Genomic DNA, 19,645 nt, shown 5'->3' with positions numbered 1-19,645 from the left:
GTTGAGTGAGTTAGTTGGCTGACTGAGAAGGACCGTAGCCGTCCGGGCGGGCGGCTGTCTATAGTCAGTCGGGTGGCTGACTCAGTGAACCGGCGCGCGGCGGCGTCGCAGAAGCGCCGGCGGCTCACCGCGGCGGCGGTCCGGGTCCTGTACGTGCAGGGCGTCGAGCGCACCACCCTCGCCGACATCGCGCGCGAGGCGGACGTCCCGGTCGGGAACGTCTACTACTACTTCAAGACCAAGGACGACCTGGTCCGCGCCGCGCTCTCCGAGCACAGCGCGCGCCTGGGCGAACTCACCGACCGGCTGGAGCGGTTGCCCGACCCGGTCGACCGGCTCAGGGCGCTGGTCGAGGCCTGGATCGACCTGCGCGACGACGCCGCCCGGTACGGCTGCCCGACCGGCACCCTGGCCGTCGAGCTCGACAAGCGGGCCGACGGGGACCTCGACGTGGAGGTCGGTGTGGTGGTGCGGCGGCTGCTCGACTGGGTCGCGGGCCAGTTCCGCGAGCTGGGGCAGCCCGATCCGGACGGAATGGCCCTCACCCTGGTGTCCGGCTACCAGGGCATGTCCCTCCTGGCCAACGCGCTGCGCGACCCGGAGGTCGTGACCCGCGAAGGGGCCCGGCTGCTGCGCTGGCTCGACTCCCTGCGGGCCGCGTAGGCGTCTCGTCCGGAGGCGGCGGGCTGGCGGGGCGGCGGCGCGGCGGGCTGGCCGGCGGGCTGACGGGCGGGCCCGGGCCTCAGTCGCCGAGCATCCGGTGGGCGAGCAGGCGGAGCCCCGCCTCGATGCGTTCGGGCGAGACGCCCCGGTCGCGGTGGTGGCGGTACAGCTCCGGGGCGAGCGGTGCCAGCAGCTGGTCGGCGAGCACGTCCGGGTCCTCGGCCCGGGCCGCCGCGGCCAGCATCCGGACGTGTGCGCGCCAGAAGCCGTAGGCGCCGGTGGCCAGTCGGGCCGGGCCGGTCTCGGCGCCGAGTAGCAGGTGGGAGTGGCGCTCCAGCAGGTGGACCATCGCCGAGTAGAAGGCGCTCAGCCGCTCGGCCGGGGTGGCCGCCGACTCCGGGCCCAACGGGCCCTCCCCGCGCAGGAGTTGCTCCTGGATCTCGTGCTCGTGGGCGTCCAGCAGGGCACGGGCGATCGAGGCGCGGTCCGGATAGCGGCGGTAGAGCGTGCCGCGGCCGACGCCCGCCGCCCGGGCGATGTCCTCCATGGTCACCGTGGACGGGTCGCGGGTCGTGAACAGCTGCTCGGCCGCCCGGAGCACCTTGAGGCGGTTGCGGGCGGCATCGGCGCGTTCGGTGGGTGGCATGGGCCCCATCCTAACAAGTGGACGCTGCGTCCACTTTGCGGCTAGCATCGGCATCAGTCAAGTGGACGCCGTGTCCGCTTATGGCTTTCCCGGGGGTACCGTCATGCCACAGCTCCTCCACCTCGACGCCAGCGCCCGCCGAGGCTCGTTCTCCCGCCGGATCGGCGCGGCCTTCGCCGAGGCCTGGCGCGCCGAAGCGCCGCAGGGCGGCTACACCTACCGCGACCTCGCGGCCCAGCCGGTGCCGCCGATCGGCGAGGCCTGGACGACGATCTGCGACACCATGCTCCGCGAGGGCATCGTCGAACCCGACCGCTACCACGAGGCGGTCCGCACCGACGCCGAGCGCGCGGCCTGGGCCGTCCTCGAACCGCTGCTCGCCGAACTGCTCGCCGCCGACGTCGTCCTGATCGGCTCGCCGATGTACAACTTCGGCGTCCCGGCCCAGCTCAAGCTCTGGATCGACCAGGTCACCTTCCCGAAGATGAACCTGCGGCCGCGGCGCTTCGTGGTCGCCTCCGCCCAGGGCGGCTCCTACCGGCCGGGCATGCCGCGCGCGCCCTTCGACCACCAGACGCGCTACCTGGTGGACTTCTTCCAGGGGCACTACGCGGTCGAGGACACCCTGGTCATCGGCGCCGAACTGGCGAACGCGACGGTGGACCCGGCGCTGGCCGAACGGCTGCCGCTGCACGAGGAGTCGCTGGCCACCGCCCTGGCCGGGGCCGCCGAGGCCGGGCGGCGGCTGGCGCGCGAGGCATCCGGAGCGGGCGAGGCGTCCGGGGCCCGGGAGGCGTCCGGGGCGGGCGGGGTGCGCGCCGGCGGGCGGGGGTGAGGCGGCCGTGTCCTGGCTCGTCCTGCTCGCCGCCGGGCTGGTCGAGGTCGTCTGGTCGCAGAGCATCAAGCCGACCGACGGCTTCACCCGCCCCGGCCCCACCGCACTGTGCGTCCTGCTCGGCGCGCTCTCCGTCTACCTGCTCTCGCGGGCCATGCGCGACCTCCCGGCCGGGCTCGCCTACGCGATGTTCACCGGCATCGGTACGGTCGGGGCGATCACGCTCGGGACCGTGCTGCGGCACGAGTCGCTCGGCGCGGGCCGGGCGGCCGCGCTGGCGCTGATCGTCGCCGGGCTCGTCCTCGCCCGGCTCACCGCCGCGGACTGAGAACCGCGCCGAGCCCCGCCGCTGCCCTGCCGGGCCGCTCACCCCGCCGCCCTGCGGCCGGGCCGGGCTCAACCCCCGCCGCCCTGCCGGGTCGCGCTCAGCCCCGCCGCGGTTCGACCGTCGCCGCGAGCGCGCCCGGCAGTTCGGCGCAGGCCGCCCGGAGCCGCCGTACCAGGTCCGCGCGGGTGTGCCCGGACGGCTGCGCCACCCAGCCGTCCATCGCCTGGTGGAACGCGGCGACCAGCATGTCCACCGCCAGCCGGGTGCGCAGCGCGGCGCCCGATCCGGGGCCGTCGAGGGCGAACCGGCGGTCGACCGCCGACACCGCCTCCCGGGTCGTCCGTTCGCAGAAGGCCAGCCCGTGGGCGTCCATCGAGGGCGTCCGGGCGGCCAGCCGGCGGCTCGCCAGGGCACGTTCGGCCCAGCCGTCGGCCGGCATCCGGTCGATCGCCTCGGCGAGGGTCCGCTCCAGGACGGTCATCAGCCGGCCGTCGTCCGGCGGGCGGCTCTCCAGCACCTCCAGGAACGTCGTCCACAGGTCCTGGGTGGGCGCCATCGCGACGTCTTCCTTGCTGGTGAACGCGCGGAAGAAGGTCCGCTTGGAGACCTCGACGGCCTCGCAGAGCCGGTCCAGCGTCACCCCGTCGAAGCCGTGCTCGCCGAACAGCTCCAGGGCGGTGTCGATCAGCGCCTGACGGGTGCGCAGCTTCTTGCGCTCGCGCAGCGGGAGCTTGGCGTCCGCGGACTCGGGGGCCTGTTCGGCGCCCCGCTGCGGTGCCGTGGCGGTGGCCTTCTCGGGAGTCATCGCGGTCAGTCTAGTGGGATTCGGCATGCCACCTGTAGGCTTATGCCACTCAGTGGCAGAATCTATGGGGAGGATCCTCCATGCGCGCACTCCTGGTAGACCGCTCGGCCCCCGGCGGCCTGCGCCTCGGCACGGCCCCGGACCCCGAACCGGCGCCCCACCAGGCGTTGGTGCGGGTCACCGCGACCTCGCTCAACTACGGCGAGGTCGCCTTCGGCCTCGACATGGCCCCCGAGGGCACCGTCCTCGGCTGGGACGCCGCCGGAATCGTGGAACGCGCCGCCGCCGACGGCTCGGGCCCCGCCGCGGGGACCCCGGTGGTCACCCTGATGCCCGCCGGTGGCTGGGCCGAACTGCGGGCGGTGGACACCGGGTTGATCGGCGCCGCGCCCGCCGGGGCCGACCTGGCCGCCCTCGCCACCATTCCGGTCGCCGCCGCCAGCGCCCTGCGCGCGCTGCACCGTATCGGCCCGCTGCTCGGCCGCAGCGTCCTGGTCACCGGCGCCACCGGCGGCGTCGGTCGCTACGCCGTCCAGCTCGCCCGGGCGGCGGGCGCCCACGTCGTGGCGTCCACCGGCTCGCCCGACCGGAACGGCGAGCTGCTGCACCGGCTCGGCGCCCACGAGGTGGTCGCCTCGCCGAAGGAGACCGCCGGGCCGGTCGACGGCGTGGTCGACGTCGTCGGCGGCCCCCAACTGGTCGAGGCCTACCAGGCGTTGGGGCCGGGCGGCACCCTGGTCGCCACCGGTCACAGCTCCGGGCAGGGGGAGGACTTCGCGTTCGGCACCCTCTTCGGCGACGCGGACCGGCACGACCGCTCGGTGGTCTCCTTCTACCTCCTCGGCTGCACCGGCCTCGGCCGCGACCTCGGCTGGCTCGCCCACCGGGTGGCGGCGGGCGAGCTGGACCCGGGCATCACCTGGCGCGGCGACTGGGACGACGCGGCCGAGGCGGTCGACGCCCTGCTCGGACGGCGGCTGCACGGCAAGGCGGTGCTGACCATCGGCGGCTGAGGGCGCCTCGGCCCCCTTCCGGGCGCGGGCCCGCCCACCCGGACGGGTCACGCGCTGTCGCTGCGGAGCGGGATGCCGCCAAGCATGGGGACGTACGGGCCCCTCGGCCCCGACTTCCGACCAGGACAGGGATCCCCGGTGCGTGAACTCCACAGTCTCCCCGGCCGCGGCCGGCCTCGCCTCTCGTTGTCCGGCCGCTCGCCGGGTGGGGACCGGTGCCCGGGCCGGAGGTGGACGCCGCAGCGCACGATCGCGCTGATCGCGGCCGCCTCCGGCGTCGCCGTGCTCGCGGCCTGCGGCAGCGGTTCGTCGGGCACGGCCGCCGGCTCGCCCGCGGCCACCGCGCCCGAGGCGGGCGCCTTCTCCGGCGAGCCGCCCTCCGCGATCGCCTCCGCCGCCGAGTCGCTGCTGGCCTCGGCGTCGGCCGCGATCGCCTCGGCCTCGGAAGCCTCCGCCTCTGCCTCCGCCGCCGAGGCCGCCAGGGCCTCCGCCTTCGAGGCGTCCGTCTCGGCGCAGCAGGCGATGACCAGGGAGAAGGCCGCCTCGGTGCTCGGCGGGGTGACGGACGGCGGCAACGCGCTGGGCGACGTCACCGTCACCGGCGTCGCGCGGCAGAACACCGGCGGCCTGCACGCCGTGGTCGTCACCATCCGGAACCGGGGGACCCTCCCGGCCTCCTACGCCGTCCAGGTCGACTTCACCGACGCCGGCGGCAGGACCGTGGACAGCTCCGTCGTCGGTGCCGGGGACATCCCGCCGAACGGCACGGCCGAGCCGATCGCCTTCAGCCGGCAGCCGGCGGACATGACCCTGCTGCCCGTGGTGGTCAAGGCCGTCCGCTACTGACGACGCCCGCAGCGCCCGGGCGCACCCTCCGCGGCCTACCGTCCACGGCCTGAGGCCCTAGCGGAAGTCCGCCGCGTGATCCCGCACCCAGCTGCGGACGTCGCGCGGCGGACGCCCGAGCACCTGGCGCACGGTGTCGGTCACCCGCTCCGGCTCGCGCGTGAACGACTCCCAGGCGCGCAGCCGGGCCGCCACGAACTCCGCGTTCCCCCAGGCGGCCGTCAGCTGCTCGCGGGCCGTCTCCACCGGCAGTTCCTCCCAGCGCACCGCGATGCCCAGCTCCTCGCCGATGATCCCGGCCAGCTCGGCGTGCGAGAGCGACTCCGGGCCGGTGACCACGTACCTGGCCCCGTCGTGCCCGTCCTCGGTGAGCGCCCGCACCACGACGTCCGCGATGTCCCGCTCGTGCACCAGCGAGCGCCGCGCCCGCCCGTACGGCCAGCGGACCACGCCCTCCCGCACCTGGTCCGCCCAGGCCAGCAGGTTGCCCGCGAAGTCGATCGCCCGGACGAAGGTCCAGCCCAGGCCCGACCGCCGGATCAGCCGCTCGATCTCCTGGTGGAAGATCACGGCGGGCTCGTCGTCGGCGAGGTCCGCCACGTCCGCCGACAGGTAGACGACGCGCTCGGCGTGCCGGGCGATCAGCTCCACCACCCGGGGCTGAACGGGCAGCCCAGGCCACATCAGGTACACCGCCTCCACCCCGCCGGCCAGCGCCGGTTCCAGACTCCCGGGCACCGTCAGGTCGCCCTGGACGGCCTCGACCCCGGCGGGCAGCCGGGCCTCCGCCTCGTCCCGCACCAACGCCCGCACCTCGTGGCGGCCTTCGGCCAGCGAGGACGCAACGTGCCTGCCCACACTTCCGGTTGCGCCGATCAGCAGAATCCTGGTCATGCCCGGCCCAACGCCGGCCGATCGGTGGCTATGCCCGGGCGGCTACCAGCCCTGCTCCACCGGGCCGACGGGGGCCAGCCCCACGTACCGGGCCAACCACTCGGCGCGCCGGACGTCGCCCGCACGGAAGTGTAGGAACACCGTGTGGTCGTCCGATGGCCGGTCGTAGTCGACGTTGCGGCTGTTGAGGGCGATCTGGACCCCGGCGTTCTTGGCGCGGAGGTCCAGGCCGAGTTCGGGGACGGCGGGCCAGGCGAAGCCGCTCCAGGACAGTGCGGCGGGCGAGGAGCCGAGGAGGCCGAGGAACCGGTCCTCGATCGATCCGACCGGCCGGTCGTCGAACTGGAAGGAGAACGGGGCCAGTTCGTCCACCCGGGGATCGCCCGCGGCCAGCAGCCGCCGGGCCTCGTCGTACCCGACGCCGTGGCCGGTGGCGCCCGGGTGCACCTGGTCGGGGAAGGCCTCGAACAGGCGCCGGGCCTCCGCCGCCGTCAGCTCCTCCGCGTAGGCGTGCGCCTCCGTCGAGCGGTGGTGCACGGTGATCCCCAGAAGCCGCTGGGCGGCCTCGTAGGCGACCCACCGGTTGGGGGTCCGCAGGACCGGCAGGGCGTTCGAGGTGCTCATGGCGGGGAGTCAAGCAGACCGGGTGCGGAGGGTCATCCGGGTTTCCGCTGCGCCGGCGCCGGTGGGTTACGTCACGCCGGAGCCGGGTTACGTGACGCCGTCGGCCCGTTCCCGCTGGCGGCTCCGGTAGGCGCGGGAGCGGCAGCGCGGTGAGCAGTAGCGGGGCGGGCGGCCGCCCGGGCGCCGGCCGGCGGGGGAGGGGGCGGACGCCGTCAGCGGGCCGCCGCACGCGGGGCAGGCCTCCGCCGGAGCGGGCTCCCCGGCCTCGGCGGCGGACTCCCCGGCTTCGGCGGGTGCCGGGTGCGAGGTCAGGCCCAGCCGTTCCGCGACCACGCCGGCCTGGAAGCGGCTGTGGGCGCCGAGGCTGTCCAGCAGCTCGGAGACGTGGCGGCGGCAGGTGCGCAGGGAGATGCCCAGGCGGCGGGCGATGGACTCGTCCTTGAGGCCCTTCGCGAGCAGCACCAGGATGCTCTGCTTCATCGTCTTGGTGACGTCGTGCGCGGCCTGCGGGCCGGTGGCGAACGGGGTCGCGTTCTCCCAGTCCCGCTCGAAGACCGTCAGCAGGTAGGAGAGCAGGTCCGGCTCCCGGATGATCAGCGCGCCGCCGGAGCTGGCGGGCAGCAGGGCCAGCGAGCCGTCCACGATGATCAGCTGCGGCAGCACCTCCGGCAGCGTCCGGATCTCGGCGCCCGCCCCGATGAGCTGCTCCGCGTGCACCCGGGTGGGCTGGTCGAAGCGGGTCGCGTGCTGGTAGAGGCTCCGCATCCGGATCCCCCGGTCGAGCAGCGCGAGGTCGCGCGGGAGCGCCTCGCGCAGCGCGGCCGGGGGGAACGACCCGCCGTGCTTGGAGACCAGCACCTCGCTGCGGCAGGAGTCGATCACGTCGGCGAGCAGCGAGCGCACCGCGAACTTGTCCGGCAGGCGGTCGATGGTGCCCTGGGGGAAGGCGTGCTGGCGGGCCTGGAGGTAGACGGGCACCAGCGCCGCGAGGCCGTCGCGCTGCCGCTGGATGAGCCGCCGCTGCTCGCGCAGGGCCTCCTCCCGGGCGCGCAGGGCGGTGTCGCGCGCGGAGAGCAGCTGCGCGGTCGCGGCCTGGGGGCTGACGGGCTGCCAGGCGATGGTGGCGCCGGCCGGCGCGGAGCCGGCGAGCGGGGAGCCGGCGAGCGGGAAGCCGGCGAGCGGCGCGTCGGCCGTGGGGGTTTCGGGTGCCGGGCCGTCGGGTAGCGGGGCTCCGGGTGCCGGGCCGTCGGGGGCGCGCAGTTCCTGGAAGAGGCAGGCGCCGGTGAGCTGCCGGACGGCCGCCTCGCACTCCGGCAGGCTCAGGCCGGTCTCCGACGCGGCCTGGGCGAGGGTCCCCGGGGTGAGGCGCTCGTGCACGACCGTCCACCGGTAGAGCGTGACGGCTGCGCTGTCGAGCGCGGGTACGTCGGCGGTCGCGTCGGGGCCGGTCCCGGAGTCCATCGCATGCCTCCTCAAGCTGCCAGGCAGGCTCATGATCCCTTGTGGGGGATGCCGTGGCCATCCGCCGACTGGCAGGGTGGCGATCACGGGCCGGGCGATGCCGCGGGAACTGCGGAAACGTCCGAAACGTGTGGAACTGTCCCCGAAGTCATGGGAGTTGTCATCATGCGAGGAATCGTGGCGCGGACACTGGCCGCGGTCGCGCTGGGTGCCGCCGCCTGGTTGGGCGGGGTGGCCCCGGCCGGTGCCTCCGTGTCCGACGACGCGACGCTGACGGACTCCACCGTCGCCACCGGTCACAACTGCGTCCAGACGACGGCCTGGGGCGACGCCTGGTGCCCGGGCGGGCCGCTGAGCTGACGCGTCGTCGCCGGTGACGCCCGACCCTCATCCCTCGTCGAAAGGTAGCCTGTCATGCACATGGCACTGAAGCGTTCGGTCCGTACCGCTCCCACCGCCACCGGCCGCGCGGGCTCCGTCGCTGCCGCCTCCGCCGCCAGGGCGGCGAGCCCGGCCGGCCGCTGAGTCCCGGCGAGTAGCGCGCCCTGCCCGGGAAGTCGGCGGATTCGACTTCCCGGGCAGGGCGCGCTGCCGTTCCGGGCACGCTCGCGCGGCAGGCGGCAGGCGGCAGGCGGCAGGCGGCAGGAGCCTGGCCTCGGGCGTCGGGTTCAGCCGCCGACGCGCACCACGTACTTGCCGGTCGCCCGGCCCTCCTGCATGGCGTCGTGGGCGGCCGGAACGGCGTCCAGGTCGAGCAGTTCGGTGACCGGCAGCTCCAGGCCGCCGTCCGCGACGAGGTCGAGGACCCGGCGGATGGCGCGGGCCAGGCGCTCCGGGGCCGTCGCGGCCAGGCCGCGGTGGCTGAATCCGGTGAGGGTCAGGTTGCCCGCCATCAGGCGGCTGAGCGGGGGCAGGTCGGCGACGGCGCCGCCGCTCGCGTTGCCGAACAGCACGATCCGCGCGCCGGGCGCCGCCACGGCCAGATCGAGGTCGAGGGCCGCGGTGCCCAGCGGGTCGAGCACCAGGTCGACGCCCCGGCCGCCGGTGGCGGCGCGCACGGCCTCGGCCGTGTCGTCGCCCCGGGCGAAGGCGTGCTGGTAGCCGGAGGCGATCGCGGCCGCGGCCTTCTCCGCCCGGCCGACCGTGCCGATCAGTCGGCCGCCGCCGAGCAGCGGGACCAGCCGGGCGACGGCGTTGCCGATCCCGCCGCCCGCCGAGTGGACCAGCACGGTGTCCCCGGCGGTGAAGCGGCCGGCGTCGGTCAGCAGCAGGAGCGAGGTGGCCAGGCCCAGCGGGACGGCGGCGGCCTCGCGCAGCGCCACCCCGTCGGGGAGCGGCACCGTGAGGGCGGCCTCCGCGAGCACCACCTCGGCCAGTCCGGCACCGACCGGCGCGGCGACCACGCGGTCGCCCACCGCCAGGCCGGTGACGCCCGCGCCGACCTCGCGGACCGTGCCGGACACCTCCTTGCCGGGCCGGTACGGCCACTCGGCGGCGTACGCGGCGTCGCCGCGGCGGGTCATCACGTCCACGAAGTTCAGCCCGGCGTGGGCGACGTCGATCGCCACCTGCCCCGGTCCGGGGTGCGGTGCGGCGATCTCCTGGACCTGCGAGTTCTCGGATCCACCGGGTGCGGTCATCACCAGTGCGCGCATGTCGGGCCCCCTCGACTACGATGTTCGACGAACGACGAAATTGGTGCGGGAGAAGTGGTACCACGCCGTTTCCATGGATGTCGAACATCGCAGACCAGGGAGGTCGACACGTGCCCCGCAGCACCCGCCGCCGACCGGCGCTCGCGCACCCGGAGACCGAGGAGATCGACCTCTTCGACATCCTGCACGCGCTCTCCGACCCCACCCGGATGACCATCGTCCGCATCCTGCGCACCGAGTCCGAGCGGGCCTGCGGCACCTTCCCGGTGGACGTCGCGCCCTCCACGCTGAGCCACCACTTCAAGGTGCTGCGCGAGTCCGGCCTGATCAGCCAGCGCGAGGAGGCCAACCGGCGCTTCTCCGCCCTGCGCACGGTCGACCTGGAGCGGCGCTTCCCCGGCCTGCTCGACACCGTCCTCGCCGCCCACGCCCGGACGGTGGGCGAGTAGGACCGCGGCTCCGTGGTCCCGGACGGGCTGGGCGGCGCCGGTGGCGGTGTCGGCCGGTGGGCCGGGACTGGCTCGGCGGCGGTGTCGGCCGGTGGGCCGGGACTGGCTCGGCGGCGGCGCCGGCCGGTTTGCCGAGGAGAGCTCAACGCCGGTGCCAGACCGCCCAGTTCTGCTGGGCGTCGAACCGTTCGACGTACCAGTCGGCGGGGTGGTCGGGCCAGTACGCCTCCGGCGGCCGGCCCGCCTCGGGCAGCGGGAGGACCATGACGTTCGCCTCCGCCGGGACGGGCTGCCAACGCGGGTCGCGGAACCACACCCGCCCCCGGTAGACCTCGAAGGTCTGGGCGGCCCGCAGCGACCAGTCGACGTCCCACGCGAACACCACGTCGTCGTCCTGGTCGATCCCGGAGGAGCGGGTGAAGCCCGTGGCCAGGCCCTCCCGCCCCACCGAATGCGGCTGGGCGACCTGCGCGGTGATCGTCACGGTCGCGAAGGCGGCGAACAGCGCCAGCGAGACCCCGAGGGCCCCGAGCACCCGGCGGCCCCCGGCGCCGCGCAGCAGGACCACCCCGCCGAGCACGACCAGCGCGGCGGCGGAGGCGCGGGGCATGTCCAGCCGGCCCCAGTCGGAGGCCAGGAACGAGACGTCGGGCAGGCTCCAGGGGATGAAGTTCGACGTGCGCAGCTCCGCGCCGGCCGCCAGCGTCACGGTCACCGCGAGCAGCAGGACGAGCCCGGCCGTCACCGCCGCCGCCCGGCGCAGCGCGCGGCGCCGGTACCCGGCGAGCACCGCGACGCCCGTCACGAAGGCCGCCGGGACGAGGCAGGAGGTGTAGCGGGCGTACACCCAGTCGTCGACCCGGCCGTCCGGCGGCAGCGCGGCGGCGGAGGCCAGCGCGGTGCCGAACAGCAGCGCCACCAGGGCGCCGCCGGTGATCCGCGATGCCCGCGGCAGGCGGCGGTCGAACAGCGCGTACAGGCAGGCGACGACGGCGAGTCCGCCGATGCCCCAGGTGGAGGTGATGAAGTACCAGGTCTGGCCGGCGGTCCGGGCGAGGGTCCGCCCGGCGAGCGCCGGGTCGGCCAGGCCCTGCCAGAGGAGGCTGCCGACCGCGCTCTCCTGGACGGTGAACCGCGCGTGCAGCCAGGCGGCCAGCAGTTCGGCGCCGAGCACGCCGAGGCCGAGCGTCGCGAGCCCCGCCGCGGTGGCGCGCCACGGCGCCCGGCGCAGCACCAGCACGCCGAGCAGGACGGCGGCGGTCAGCGCGACCACCACGCCGCCGCGGTCGTGCACCGCCATCGCGTAGCCGGCCGAGGCTCCCGCCCCGGCGGCGTGCCAGGCGCGGCGGCGCGGCGGGCCGTCGGCGAGCCAGCCGTGCAGGCAGAGCAGCCAGGCGAGCACCAGGACGGGCAGGACGGCGTCGGTCATCGCGAACTGCGAGTAGAAGACCACCGGCGGCAGCAGCGCGGTCGCGGCGGCGAAGAGGTATCCGGGCCGGCGGTCCAGGCCGAGGCGGCGCAGCGCGACGTAGGCGAGCGGGAGGACCAGCGCGTTGACGGCGGCGTTGACGCCCATGACCAGGCGGTAGGCGGTCACCGGATCGTCGGCCAGCCGCAGCGCGGGGGAGATCAGCAGCGGGTACCCGCCGGGGACGACCACGCCGACCGGGATCTCGGTCGCCGAGCCGCCGGCCAGTACCCGGGCCAGGGCGAGGTAGGAGTCCTCGTCGGGGTGGACGGACGGGAAGCTCATCTGCCGGACGAGGGCGAGCCGGAACAGCAGCTCGGCGAGGTACCCGGCGAGCAGGACGGCGGCGGGCCGGGTGGCGGCCGTCCGGATCGTCGTGCGGGGCGGCATGGAGGTGCCCCCTTCGGTCGGAACAGTCGGGCGACTGTATATGTCGTTGGACTGAATATGTAGTCCAACTGGTTCCGAGGAGGGAGCGTTCCCGGCGGTTTCCGGCGGTTTCCGGTGGTTCCCTGCGGCCCTACGGCCCTACGGCTTCGCGCGGCGCGGCTGCCCCGCGCCCGGGCCGCTCAGCGCAGCCGCGAGGAGGACAGGATCGACGCCAGGTGGGCGACCACCATGCCCCAGGTGATCACCGTGATGCCCGCGAGGGACCATCGCGTCGCGTCCAGGTTGCCGAGCCCGGCGTCCACCGCAGCCGCCGCCAGCAGCACCAGCGAGGCCTCGATGCCGTTCGTCACCCGGTGGATCTTGAACACCGAGGCGACCCTGCGGGCCGTCGCGATGCCCTGGGAGCGCGGCTGCGTCGACTCCTCGGTCGCCGGGAGCTGCCCGCTGCGGGCCCGGGCGACGTCCACCAGGTCCGTCGAGGCCTTGAGCAGCACCACGCCCAGCGCGGCCGCCAGCCCCGCCGACACCCACAGCTCCGAGCCGCCGCGCGCCGCCCGTACGCCCGCACCGATCATCAGCGCGGCATCCGCCAGGTAGGCGCCGAGCCGGTCCACGTACACCCCGGCCATGCTGAACCGGCGCTTCCAGCGCGCCACTTCGCCGTCCACGCAGTCGAACAGCAGGAACAGCTGGAACAGCACGACGGCCAGCACCGCACCGGTCAGGCCGGGGATCAGCAGGGCCGCGCCGCCGCCGACCCCGCACGCCACCATCACCCAGGTGAGGGTGTTCGGCGACACCGGGGTGCGCACCAGCTGCCGGGTGGTCCGCAGCGAGATCCGCCGCATGTAGAGCCGGCCCGCCCAGTGCTCGCCGTTGCGGCTCTGAAGCTTGGCCTGCGGCTGGCACACCTCGCGCAGCTCGGCGAGCGCCGGAGCAGCCACCATGACGACATCCCTCCACCTGTCCCGAAACGATCACCACAGGCTACGGCCTCCGGGGAGACGCCCGGACCAGCCGGTACGCCGCCGTCCGTACCGGAAGTGTCCGCCGGTGGAAGGCCCGTGGAAGGCCCGTCGAACGCGCAGTGGACCCGGCCGCGGCCCGGCCCGGGCCCGTCCGCTCGGGCGTCCCGGGCCCCGCGCCCGTCGGTGAAAACCGGTGGGCCGCCCGAACGCCCCCGGGCTAGGCTGTGCGGGTTCGCCGGAACCCGAAGCCCGAAGCCCGGGGCCCGACCGCCCCCTTCCGCACGCCGGTCGACGCGGTCCGCGCCGCCCCGGAGCGGAACGAGGAGCACAGAACCATGGTGACCACGGGAAGCCCGTCCCAGAGCCCCGACCTGGCCTTACTGCTGGACGACCACCGCCCGCAGGGCCCGGTCGAGAGTGCCGACCACGAGCGGGCCCGCGGCCTCCTCGGCGTCGCCGACGCCTGGAACCGGAGCACCTTCCCGCTCCACTTCACCGCCTCCGCGCTGATCGTCCACCCGCCGACCCGCCGCGTCCTGCTGCGCTGGCACGTCCGTCAGCAGGCCTGGCTGCACGTCGGCGGCCACGGCGACCCGGGGGAGACCCGGCCGTTGGACATCGCCCTGCGCGAGGGCCTGGAGGAGACCGGCCTGACCGACCTCACCCCCTGGCCCGGCCCCGCCCTCGTCCACCTCGCCGTGGTGCCCGTCCCCGCGTCGCCCACCGAACCCGCGCACGAGCACGCCGACCTGCGCTTCCTGCTGGCCACCGGTACCCCGGAGCAGGCCCGGCCGGAGAACCCGGCGTCCCCGCTGGAGTGGCTCACCGTCGAGGAGGCCAGGCGGCGGACCACCGAGGAGAACCTCCGGGAGACCCTCGACCGCGCCGCCCGCCTGCTGCCGGCCGTCTGACCCGCTGCCGCTGCCGCTGTCGGCCGTCTGACCCACTGCTGCTGCCGCTCGACCGACTCCTGCCGCTGCCCGACCGACTCCTGCCGCCGCCCGACCGAATTCCTCCTGGAGACCACCGGATGCACACCGACCAGATCCTGATCTTCGACGCCGACGACACGCTCTGGGAGAACAACGTCCTCTTCGAGCGCGTCATCGACGGCTTCCTGGACTGGGTCGCCGCCCCCGCCGAGCACGAGCGCACCAGGGCCCTGTTCGACGAGATCGAGGCCGTCAACTCCGCCACCCTCGGCTACGGCGCCACCGTCTTCCGGCAGAGCCTCACCGACTGCCTGCAGCGGCTCAACGGCCGCACCCCCACCGCCGACGAGCTGGCCCGGATCGAGGCCCTGCTCACCCCGCTGACCAGCCGGAACGTCGAACTGATCGCCGGCGTCGCGGACACCCTGGCCACCCTCGCCGACCGCCACCACCTGCTGCTGCTCACCAAGGGCGACCAGGGCGAACAGCAGCGCAAGGTCACCGAGTCCACCATCGACCACCACTTCCGCGGCGTCCACATCGTCGCCGAGAAGTCGGTCGACACCTACCGGCGGCTCACCGCCGACCTCGGCCTCGACCCCGACCGGACCTGGATGATCGGCAACTCGCCCAAGTCCGACATCGCCCCCGCCCGCCGGGCCGGCCTGCGCACCGTCTTCATCCCGCACCAGCACACCTGGGTGCTGGAGCACGCGGAACTCGGCCCGGACGAGGCGACGCTGCAGCTCGGGACCTTCCCCGAGCTGCTGCGCCACTTCTGACCGCGGCTTGTCGACTGCCGGCCGTCGTGGCTGATCAGGCGACCAGCGCGGCCGCCGGCACGGGCGTCCCGTCCCGGTACAGCCAGGCCCGCTCGGCGGCCGACCAGACGCCGGCCGTCAGCAGGTAGAGCACGGCGGCCACCGGCACCAGCGCCGCGAACAGCACCGACCCGAACGACAGGTACGGCAGCAGTCCCGCCCCCGGCTGCGGGGCGGACTGCGCCGCCACCGTCGCCGCGGCCGCGCGCCGGGCCCGGCGGAAGTTGACGTACCCGACCGCCGCCAGCCCGGCGAACAGCACCCCGAACACCGCCCACTGCCCGGCGCCGTGCGCGCCCGTGACGTGCAGTCCCAGCGGAACGCCGAACAGGGTGTCGTCCAGCAGGTCGTTCGGGGTGGTGAACAGGCGGTACATCACCGAGAAGAACGGAACCTGCACCAGCAGCGGCAGGCACCCCGCGAACGGCGACACCTGCTCCTTCCGGTACATCTCGGCCAGCGCCTCCCGCAGCCGCTCCGGCCGGTCCCCGTGCTTGCGCCGCAGCGCGGCGACCTTCGGCGCCAGCCGCGCCCTGGCCTTCTCCCCGCGCGCCGCCGCCCGCGCCAGCGGATGCAGCGCCAGCCGGACGGCGACGGTGAACAGGACGATGGCCAGCGCGGTCGGCACCAGGTGGGCGACGGCGGCGACGACGGCGTGCGCCAGGGCGACGGCAGGATCGAGAACAGCGAGTACGGACATGGTGGAGCGAGCCCTCCGGGGTCTCATGACATGAGTGGTCGGCGGAGGACGGCCGTGCGGAACTGCCTACGGAACGAGGGGTTTCACGCGGCCGCCAGGGCCGCTCCCGGCGCCCTGGGGCGTCGCCTGCCCCGGGCGTCCGGATCACGCTGCGGAAGGAACGCCGTACCGAACGCCCGACGCCGCAGCACCCCGCTGCGCACCGCCGCCGGCGCCCGCGCTCCCGAGAGCCGCGCCCCGGCCAGCGCCCCGGCGACCGCCCCGGCCACCAGCACCACGGCCGCGACGGCGGCAACCGACGCGAGCGTCCCGCTGTCGGCCACCAACTCCCCGGTCAACACCCGGAGCAGGCCCAGCAGCATCGCAACCATGGTCACGGCGCGCTCCCCCTCCCGGTGTCCCATCGGCTCCCTGACGTTCCAGCAGGACAATCCTACGGCCCGTCCGGTTCCCGCTGCTACGGCGAATCCGCTGCCTCCACCCACACCCGGGTGCCCCCGTCCGCCTCCGCCGCCAGCCAGACCGTCTCCCCCAGCCGCTTGTTGTGCCCGGGCAGCGGCTCGGCGATGAAGGAGCCGTACCGCAGGGGCCCCGCAGTCGCCGGGGCCGGCGCCCCGGCCCGACGGAACCCCTCCAGCGTGTAGGAACCGAACCCGGTGCCGGGGTGCGGGCCCATCGTGATTCCCAGGTCGGCCAGGAATCCTTGCTCCGCGCCCGGCGGCAACCGGAACGAGAGGAACGCCAGATCATCCTGGAGCCCCTTCAGGTACGACCACCGCACCTCGACCGCCGACGCGGACGGCCGGACCCGCGAGAACTCGATGACCTGCTCCAAGGAGACCGTCATCCACGAGCCCGGCCGCCCACTGTTCGCGGGTGGGTTCCGCTCCAGGTCCCGTACCCAGGCCCGCGCTCCCACCAGGCCGACGACCAACACCGGCAGCAGCGCTACCCCGAGCAGCACCCAGCGCCGTTTCACCGGGTCTTCCTCCCAGGGTCCGTGACAGTGCCTTCACGGTCGGCGCCCCGTTCGCCGGAACCCGCCGGCTGCGCGGGGCCGCCGGCCCATCCGCGGGCCAGTGCCTGGACGTGTTCGAACCTAGCGGATCGGGCGCGGTCGGCGAGGCTTTCGGCGGCGTCGCGGGGGTGTAGCCAGAGGTGCTACGCGGGGCTACCGTGGAGGGATGAGGACGATTACCCAGCGGGAGTTCCGGAACAACTCCGCCGCGGTGATGGACGCGGTGGAGGCGGGGGAGACCTTCCACATCACCAGGAACGGGGTCGAGGTCGCGGAGCTGCGGCCGGTGTCCGGGAGGCGGCGGCTCACGGCGGAGGAGCTGGTGGCGCGGCACGTGAAGCTGCCGCGGGTGGACTACCAGCGGATGCGCAAGGAGGCCGAGGAGTACTTCGGGCCCGAGGAGCTGGTGGGGGACGAGGGCGACGACCCGTTCGAGCGGCGGCGTGGCTGAGCGCCGCAGAGCGTCCCGGCGGCGGCCGGCCGGGGTGCTGGACACCTGTGTCTACATCGACCTGGCGCTGCTCAACCCCGCCGACCTGCCGGCCGTGCCGGAACTGACCGCGATCACCTTCGCCGAGCTGCAGCAGGGCGTGTCGATGGCCCGCGACCCGGTCAGCCGGGCGGACCGGCTGGAGGTGCTGGGCGCTGCCATGGCGGACTTCGACCCGCTGCCCTTCGACGCGGCGGCCGCCGCCCGCTACGGCACCCTGGTCACCCTCACCATCGCCGCTGGCCGGCAGCCGCGCCCGCGCCGGATCGACCTGATGATCGCCGCGGTCGCCTCGGCCCACGGGCTGCCGCTGTACACCCGCAACCTGGCGGACTTCCGGGGGCTCGGCTCGGCGGTGGAGGTCATCGGGGTGTGAGGGCGGCGGTCCCCCCGCCCGGACCGCGGTCAGCCCAGGCGGACCGTCGTCCCGGTCGCCGCGGAGGTGCGGGCCGCTTCCAGCACGGCCAGGGCGGCCACCGCGTCGCGCGGGTCGACCGGGGGCGGGGTGCCCGGGGTGGCCAGGGCGGCGGCGATGCCCGCGTAGAAGGCGGGGTAGTCGCCCGGCTCGGTCGGCAGCGAGATCGCGGACTCGTCGGTGCCGAGGGTGCCGTAGTGCGAGGGCTGGTCGGCGCCCCAGGGGCGGGTGCCGTCCGGGCGCAGGCCCGCCCGCAGGTCGGCCTCCTGCGGATCCATGCCGGGCTTGACGTAGCCGGCGGTGTCCCCGAGCACCCGCAGCCGGGGCCCGATCAGCGGGGTGATGGCGCTGGTCCACAGGTGGGAGCGGGTGCCGGAGGCGTGGGTGAGGGCCAGGAAGGCGTCGTCGTCCACCACCGCGCCGTCGCGCCGCACGTCGATCTCCGCGTACACCGTCTCGACCGGCCCGAACAGGGTGAGCGCCTGGTCGACCAGGTGGCTGCCCAGGTCGTACAGGGTGCCGCCGACCTCGGCCGGGTCCGCCAACTCCCGCCAGCCCGGCTTGGGCTTGGGGCGGAAGCGCTCGAAGCGGGACTCGAAGCGGTGCACCCGGCCGAGCGCGCCGCCGTGCACCAGCCGGCTCGCGGTGAGGAAGTCGCCGTCCCAGCGCCGGTTGTGGAAGACCGAGAGCAGCACGCCCCGCTCCTCGGCGAGCCGGCACAGCTCCAGCGCCTCGGCGGCGGTGCCGGCCAGCGGCTTGTCCACCACGGTGGCCAGGCCGGCCCGCAGGGCGGCGCGGGCGAGCGGCGCGTGGGTGCGGTTCGGCGAGGCGATGACGACCAGGTCGAGCGCGTCCGGGTCGGCGAGCAACTGCTCGGGGGTGTCCACGGCGCGGGCACCGGGGTGCTCCCGCGCCAGCTGGGCACGCCGCTCGGGGTTGGCGGTGACCACGGCGTCCAGCCGGAGCCCCGGCGTGGTGGCGATCAGCGGCGCGTGGAACGCGGAGCCGGCCAGGCCGTAGCCGATCAGGCCGACGCGGAACGGACCGGGGGTCGTCTTCGGGTTCATACGCCTACTCAATCACGAGGCACCCGGTTGCTCCCGGTTTCGACGGAACGGCCGCCGCCCGGTGTGGGCGGTGGCTGCGCGCCACTGCCGGTGCCGGTGCCAGTGGCCGCGTGCCGGTGCCGGTGCCGGTGTCCCGGTGGACGGGACGTCCTGTCCCCGGACACCCGGGCGGATTAGGCTGTGCCGCGTCAGGGCCCTCGTATTTCGCAAGACGCTGCAACACTTCGGGAGACACGCACGTGGCAGAGCGCAAGCCCATCGAGTCCTGGCTGACCGACATGGACGGGGTCCTCATCCACGAGGGCACGCCGATCCCCGGGGCGGAGGAGTTCCTGCGCAGGCTGCGGGAGTCCGGCAAGCCCTTCCTGGTCCTCACCAACAACTCCATCTACACCCCGCGCGACCTCAGCGCCCGGCTCGCCGGGATGGGGCTGGAGGTGCCGGAGGAGTGCATCTGGACCTCCGCCCTGGCCACGGCCAGTTTCCTCAAGAGCCAGCGGCCGAAGGGGACCGCGTACGTGATCGGCGAGGCGGGGCTCACCACCGCGCTGTACCAGGCCGGTTACGTGCTGACCGACAACAACCCCGACTACGTCGTGCTCGGCGAGACCCGCACCTACTCCTTCGAGGCGCTCACCAAGGCGATCCGCCTGATCAACCAGGGTGCCCGGTTCATCTGCACCAACCCGGACGAGACCGGCCCCTCCACCGAGGGCGTGCTGCCGGCCACCGGCTCGGTCGCGGCCCTGATCACCAAGGCGACCGGGGTCGAGCCGTACTTCGTCGGCAAGCCCAACCCGCTGATGATGCGCGAGGCGCTGAACACCGCCGGCGCCCACTCCGAGACGGCGGTGATGATCGGCGACCGGATGGACACCGACATCGTCGCGGGCATGGAGGCCGGCATGGAGACCATCCTGGTGCTCACCGGCCTGACCTCCGCCGCCGACGTGGAGCGCTTCCCGTACCGGCCGACCCGGGTGGTCAAGTCGATCGCGGACCTGGTCGAGCTGGTCTAGAGCCCCTGGTCGGGCCCCTCGTCGGGTCGGTCGGGCCGCTCGTCGGGCTCCTCGTCGGGCCGGCCCCGGGCAGTGCGTCCGGCGGTCCGCGTCGGACCGGTGCCTGGCGGGAACCGGCGGAGACCCCCTAACCTCTGC

Annotated in this window: 24 protein-coding genes; 12 read left to right on the top strand and 12 right to left on the bottom strand. The window is 74.9% G+C overall.

The window, feature by feature from the left end; all coding sequences use genetic code 11:
• The first annotated feature begins 72 nt into the window (after positions 1-72).
• Positions 73-663, top strand: a complete 591-nt coding sequence (locus ACZ5GH_RS13545; RefSeq protein ID WP_464334375.1) for a TetR/AcrR family transcriptional regulator — start codon at positions 73-75, stop codon at positions 661-663.
• Positions 664-742: 79 nt separating this feature from the next.
• Here the strand turns inward: ACZ5GH_RS13545 and ACZ5GH_RS13540 are convergent, their stop codons facing one another.
• The gene (locus tag ACZ5GH_RS13540) at positions 743-1,309 is read right to left on the bottom strand and encodes a TetR/AcrR family transcriptional regulator (protein WP_464334374.1); all 567 of its coding nucleotides are present in this window, start codon (positions 1,307-1,309) and stop codon (positions 743-745) included.
• A 103-nt stretch (positions 1,310-1,412) separates the two neighbouring features.
• On the opposite strand from ACZ5GH_RS13540, the gene ACZ5GH_RS13535 reads away from it, so the two are divergent.
• Together ACZ5GH_RS13535 and ACZ5GH_RS13530 are read left to right on the top strand one after the other, a co-directional pair.
• Positions 1,413-2,144 (top strand): FMN-dependent NADH-azoreductase, encoded by a 732-nt coding sequence (locus ACZ5GH_RS13535; RefSeq protein WP_464334373.1) that lies wholly within the window; start codon positions 1,413-1,415, stop codon positions 2,142-2,144.
• Positions 2,145-2,151: 7 nt separating this feature from the next.
• Positions 2,152-2,472, top strand: a complete 321-nt coding sequence (locus tag ACZ5GH_RS13530) for a DMT family transporter (protein ID WP_387756960.1) — start codon at positions 2,152-2,154, stop codon at positions 2,470-2,472.
• 97 nt (positions 2,473-2,569) lie between these two features.
• Here ACZ5GH_RS13530 and ACZ5GH_RS13525 read toward each other — a convergent pair whose 3' ends face one another.
• Positions 2,570-3,277 carry a TetR/AcrR family transcriptional regulator gene (locus ACZ5GH_RS13525; RefSeq protein ID WP_464334372.1) on the bottom strand — a complete coding sequence of 236 codons (708 nt, stop codon included), beginning with the start codon at positions 3,275-3,277 and terminating at the stop codon, positions 2,570-2,572.
• Positions 3,278-3,357: 80 nt separating this feature from the next.
• On the opposite strand from ACZ5GH_RS13525, the gene ACZ5GH_RS13520 reads away from it, so the two are divergent.
• Together ACZ5GH_RS13520 and ACZ5GH_RS13515 are read left to right on the top strand one after the other, a co-directional pair.
• Positions 3,358-4,290: a zinc-binding dehydrogenase gene (locus ACZ5GH_RS13520; protein ID WP_464334371.1), complete on the top strand. Its 933-nt coding sequence runs from the start codon at positions 3,358-3,360 to the stop codon at positions 4,288-4,290.
• Positions 4,291-4,428: 138 nt separating this feature from the next.
• Positions 4,429-5,136 (top strand): hypothetical protein, encoded by a 708-nt coding sequence (locus ACZ5GH_RS13515; protein WP_387756963.1) that lies wholly within the window; start codon positions 4,429-4,431, stop codon positions 5,134-5,136.
• A gap of 57 nt (positions 5,137-5,193) precedes the next feature.
• Here the strand turns inward: ACZ5GH_RS13515 and ACZ5GH_RS13510 are convergent, their stop codons facing one another.
• The 3 genes from ACZ5GH_RS13510 to ACZ5GH_RS13500 all read right to left on the bottom strand — a co-directional run bounded on the left by ACZ5GH_RS13510 (position 5,194) and on the right by ACZ5GH_RS13500 (position 8,115).
• Positions 5,194-6,030 carry an NmrA family NAD(P)-binding protein gene (locus tag ACZ5GH_RS13510; protein WP_464334370.1) on the bottom strand — a complete coding sequence of 279 codons (837 nt, stop codon included), beginning with the start codon at positions 6,028-6,030 and terminating at the stop codon, positions 5,194-5,196.
• 42 nt (positions 6,031-6,072) lie between these two features.
• Positions 6,073-6,654: a hypothetical protein gene (locus ACZ5GH_RS13505; protein ID WP_387756965.1), complete on the bottom strand. Its 582-nt coding sequence runs from the start codon at positions 6,652-6,654 to the stop codon at positions 6,073-6,075.
• Positions 6,655-6,741: 87 nt separating this feature from the next.
• A complete protein-coding gene (locus ACZ5GH_RS13500; RefSeq protein ID WP_464334369.1) occupies positions 6,742-8,115 on the bottom strand; it encodes a helix-turn-helix transcriptional regulator in 1,374 nt (457 codons plus the stop codon).
• Between the two features lie 165 nt (positions 8,116-8,280).
• Here ACZ5GH_RS13500 and ACZ5GH_RS13495 point away from each other — a divergent pair, with 165 nt between their 5' ends.
• Positions 8,281-8,475 (top strand): hypothetical protein, encoded by a 195-nt coding sequence (locus ACZ5GH_RS13495; RefSeq protein ID WP_464334368.1) that lies wholly within the window; start codon positions 8,281-8,283, stop codon positions 8,473-8,475.
• Between the two features lie 308 nt (positions 8,476-8,783).
• Here the strand turns inward: ACZ5GH_RS13495 and ACZ5GH_RS13490 are convergent, their stop codons facing one another.
• A complete protein-coding gene (locus tag ACZ5GH_RS13490; protein WP_464334367.1) occupies positions 8,784-9,770 on the bottom strand; it encodes a quinone oxidoreductase family protein in 987 nt (328 codons plus the stop codon).
• A gap of 110 nt (positions 9,771-9,880) precedes the next feature.
• Between ACZ5GH_RS13490 and ACZ5GH_RS13485 the strand changes: the two genes are divergently transcribed.
• On the top strand, positions 9,881-10,219 hold the full coding sequence (locus tag ACZ5GH_RS13485; protein WP_387756969.1) for an ArsR/SmtB family transcription factor: 339 nt from the start codon (positions 9,881-9,883) through the stop codon (positions 10,217-10,219).
• Between the two features lie 142 nt (positions 10,220-10,361).
• Here ACZ5GH_RS13485 and ACZ5GH_RS13480 read toward each other — a convergent pair whose 3' ends face one another.
• Entirely contained in the window at positions 10,362-12,077 is a 1,716-nt protein-coding gene (locus tag ACZ5GH_RS13480; protein WP_464334366.1) for a phospholipid carrier-dependent glycosyltransferase, read from the bottom strand.
• Between the two features lie 179 nt (positions 12,078-12,256).
• Positions 12,257-13,024: a CDP-alcohol phosphatidyltransferase family protein gene (locus ACZ5GH_RS13475; RefSeq protein ID WP_464334365.1), complete on the bottom strand. Its 768-nt coding sequence runs from the start codon at positions 13,022-13,024 to the stop codon at positions 12,257-12,259.
• A 356-nt stretch (positions 13,025-13,380) separates the two neighbouring features.
• Between ACZ5GH_RS13475 and ACZ5GH_RS13470 the strand changes: the two genes are divergently transcribed.
• The gene (locus ACZ5GH_RS13470; RefSeq protein ID WP_464334364.1) at positions 13,381-13,956 is read left to right on the top strand and encodes an NUDIX hydrolase; all 576 of its coding nucleotides are present in this window, start codon (positions 13,381-13,383) and stop codon (positions 13,954-13,956) included.
• Between the two features lie 119 nt (positions 13,957-14,075).
• On the top strand, positions 14,076-14,759 hold the full coding sequence (locus ACZ5GH_RS13465; protein ID WP_464334363.1) for an HAD family hydrolase: 684 nt from the start codon (positions 14,076-14,078) through the stop codon (positions 14,757-14,759).
• A gap of 34 nt (positions 14,760-14,793) precedes the next feature.
• On the opposite strand, the gene ACZ5GH_RS13460 is transcribed toward ACZ5GH_RS13465, so the two are convergent.
• The 3 genes from ACZ5GH_RS13460 to ACZ5GH_RS13450 form a co-directional block, all read right to left on the bottom strand.
• A complete protein-coding gene (locus tag ACZ5GH_RS13460; protein ID WP_464334362.1) occupies positions 14,794-15,498 on the bottom strand; it encodes a YidC/Oxa1 family membrane protein insertase in 705 nt (234 codons plus the stop codon).
• 83 nt (positions 15,499-15,581) lie between these two features.
• The gene (locus ACZ5GH_RS13455) at positions 15,582-15,869 is read right to left on the bottom strand and encodes a DUF6412 domain-containing protein (protein WP_464336823.1); all 288 of its coding nucleotides are present in this window, start codon (positions 15,867-15,869) and stop codon (positions 15,582-15,584) included.
• Positions 15,870-15,955: 86 nt separating this feature from the next.
• Positions 15,956-16,477, bottom strand: a complete 522-nt coding sequence (locus tag ACZ5GH_RS13450) for a hypothetical protein (protein WP_464334361.1) — start codon at positions 16,475-16,477, stop codon at positions 15,956-15,958.
• 205 nt (positions 16,478-16,682) lie between these two features.
• On the opposite strand from ACZ5GH_RS13450, the gene ACZ5GH_RS13445 reads away from it, so the two are divergent.
• Complete coding sequence (locus ACZ5GH_RS13445; protein WP_387756977.1) at positions 16,683-16,967, top strand: type II toxin-antitoxin system Phd/YefM family antitoxin; 285 nt, start codon at positions 16,683-16,685, stop codon at positions 16,965-16,967.
• Positions 16,960-17,382, top strand: coding sequence for a type II toxin-antitoxin system VapC family toxin (locus ACZ5GH_RS13440; RefSeq protein ID WP_387756978.1), 423 nt, complete (start codon positions 16,960-16,962; stop codon positions 17,380-17,382). Before ACZ5GH_RS13445 ends, ACZ5GH_RS13440 begins: the two co-directional genes overlap by 8 nt.
• Before the next feature lie 29 nt (positions 17,383-17,411).
• Here the strand turns inward: ACZ5GH_RS13440 and ACZ5GH_RS13435 are convergent, their stop codons facing one another.
• Positions 17,412-18,488, bottom strand: a complete 1,077-nt coding sequence (locus ACZ5GH_RS13435) for a Gfo/Idh/MocA family oxidoreductase (RefSeq protein ID WP_387756979.1) — start codon at positions 18,486-18,488, stop codon at positions 17,412-17,414.
• Positions 18,489-18,727: 239 nt separating this feature from the next.
• On the opposite strand from ACZ5GH_RS13435, the gene ACZ5GH_RS13430 reads away from it, so the two are divergent.
• The gene (locus ACZ5GH_RS13430) at positions 18,728-19,507 is read left to right on the top strand and encodes an HAD-IIA family hydrolase (protein ID WP_387756980.1); all 780 of its coding nucleotides are present in this window, start codon (positions 18,728-18,730) and stop codon (positions 19,505-19,507) included.
• The last annotated feature ends 138 nt before the right edge of the window (positions 19,508-19,645 follow it).

The sequence above is a fragment of the Kitasatospora sp. Xyl93 genome (assembly GCF_055383135.1).
This window is presented reverse-complemented; position numbering and strand designations above follow the sequence as displayed.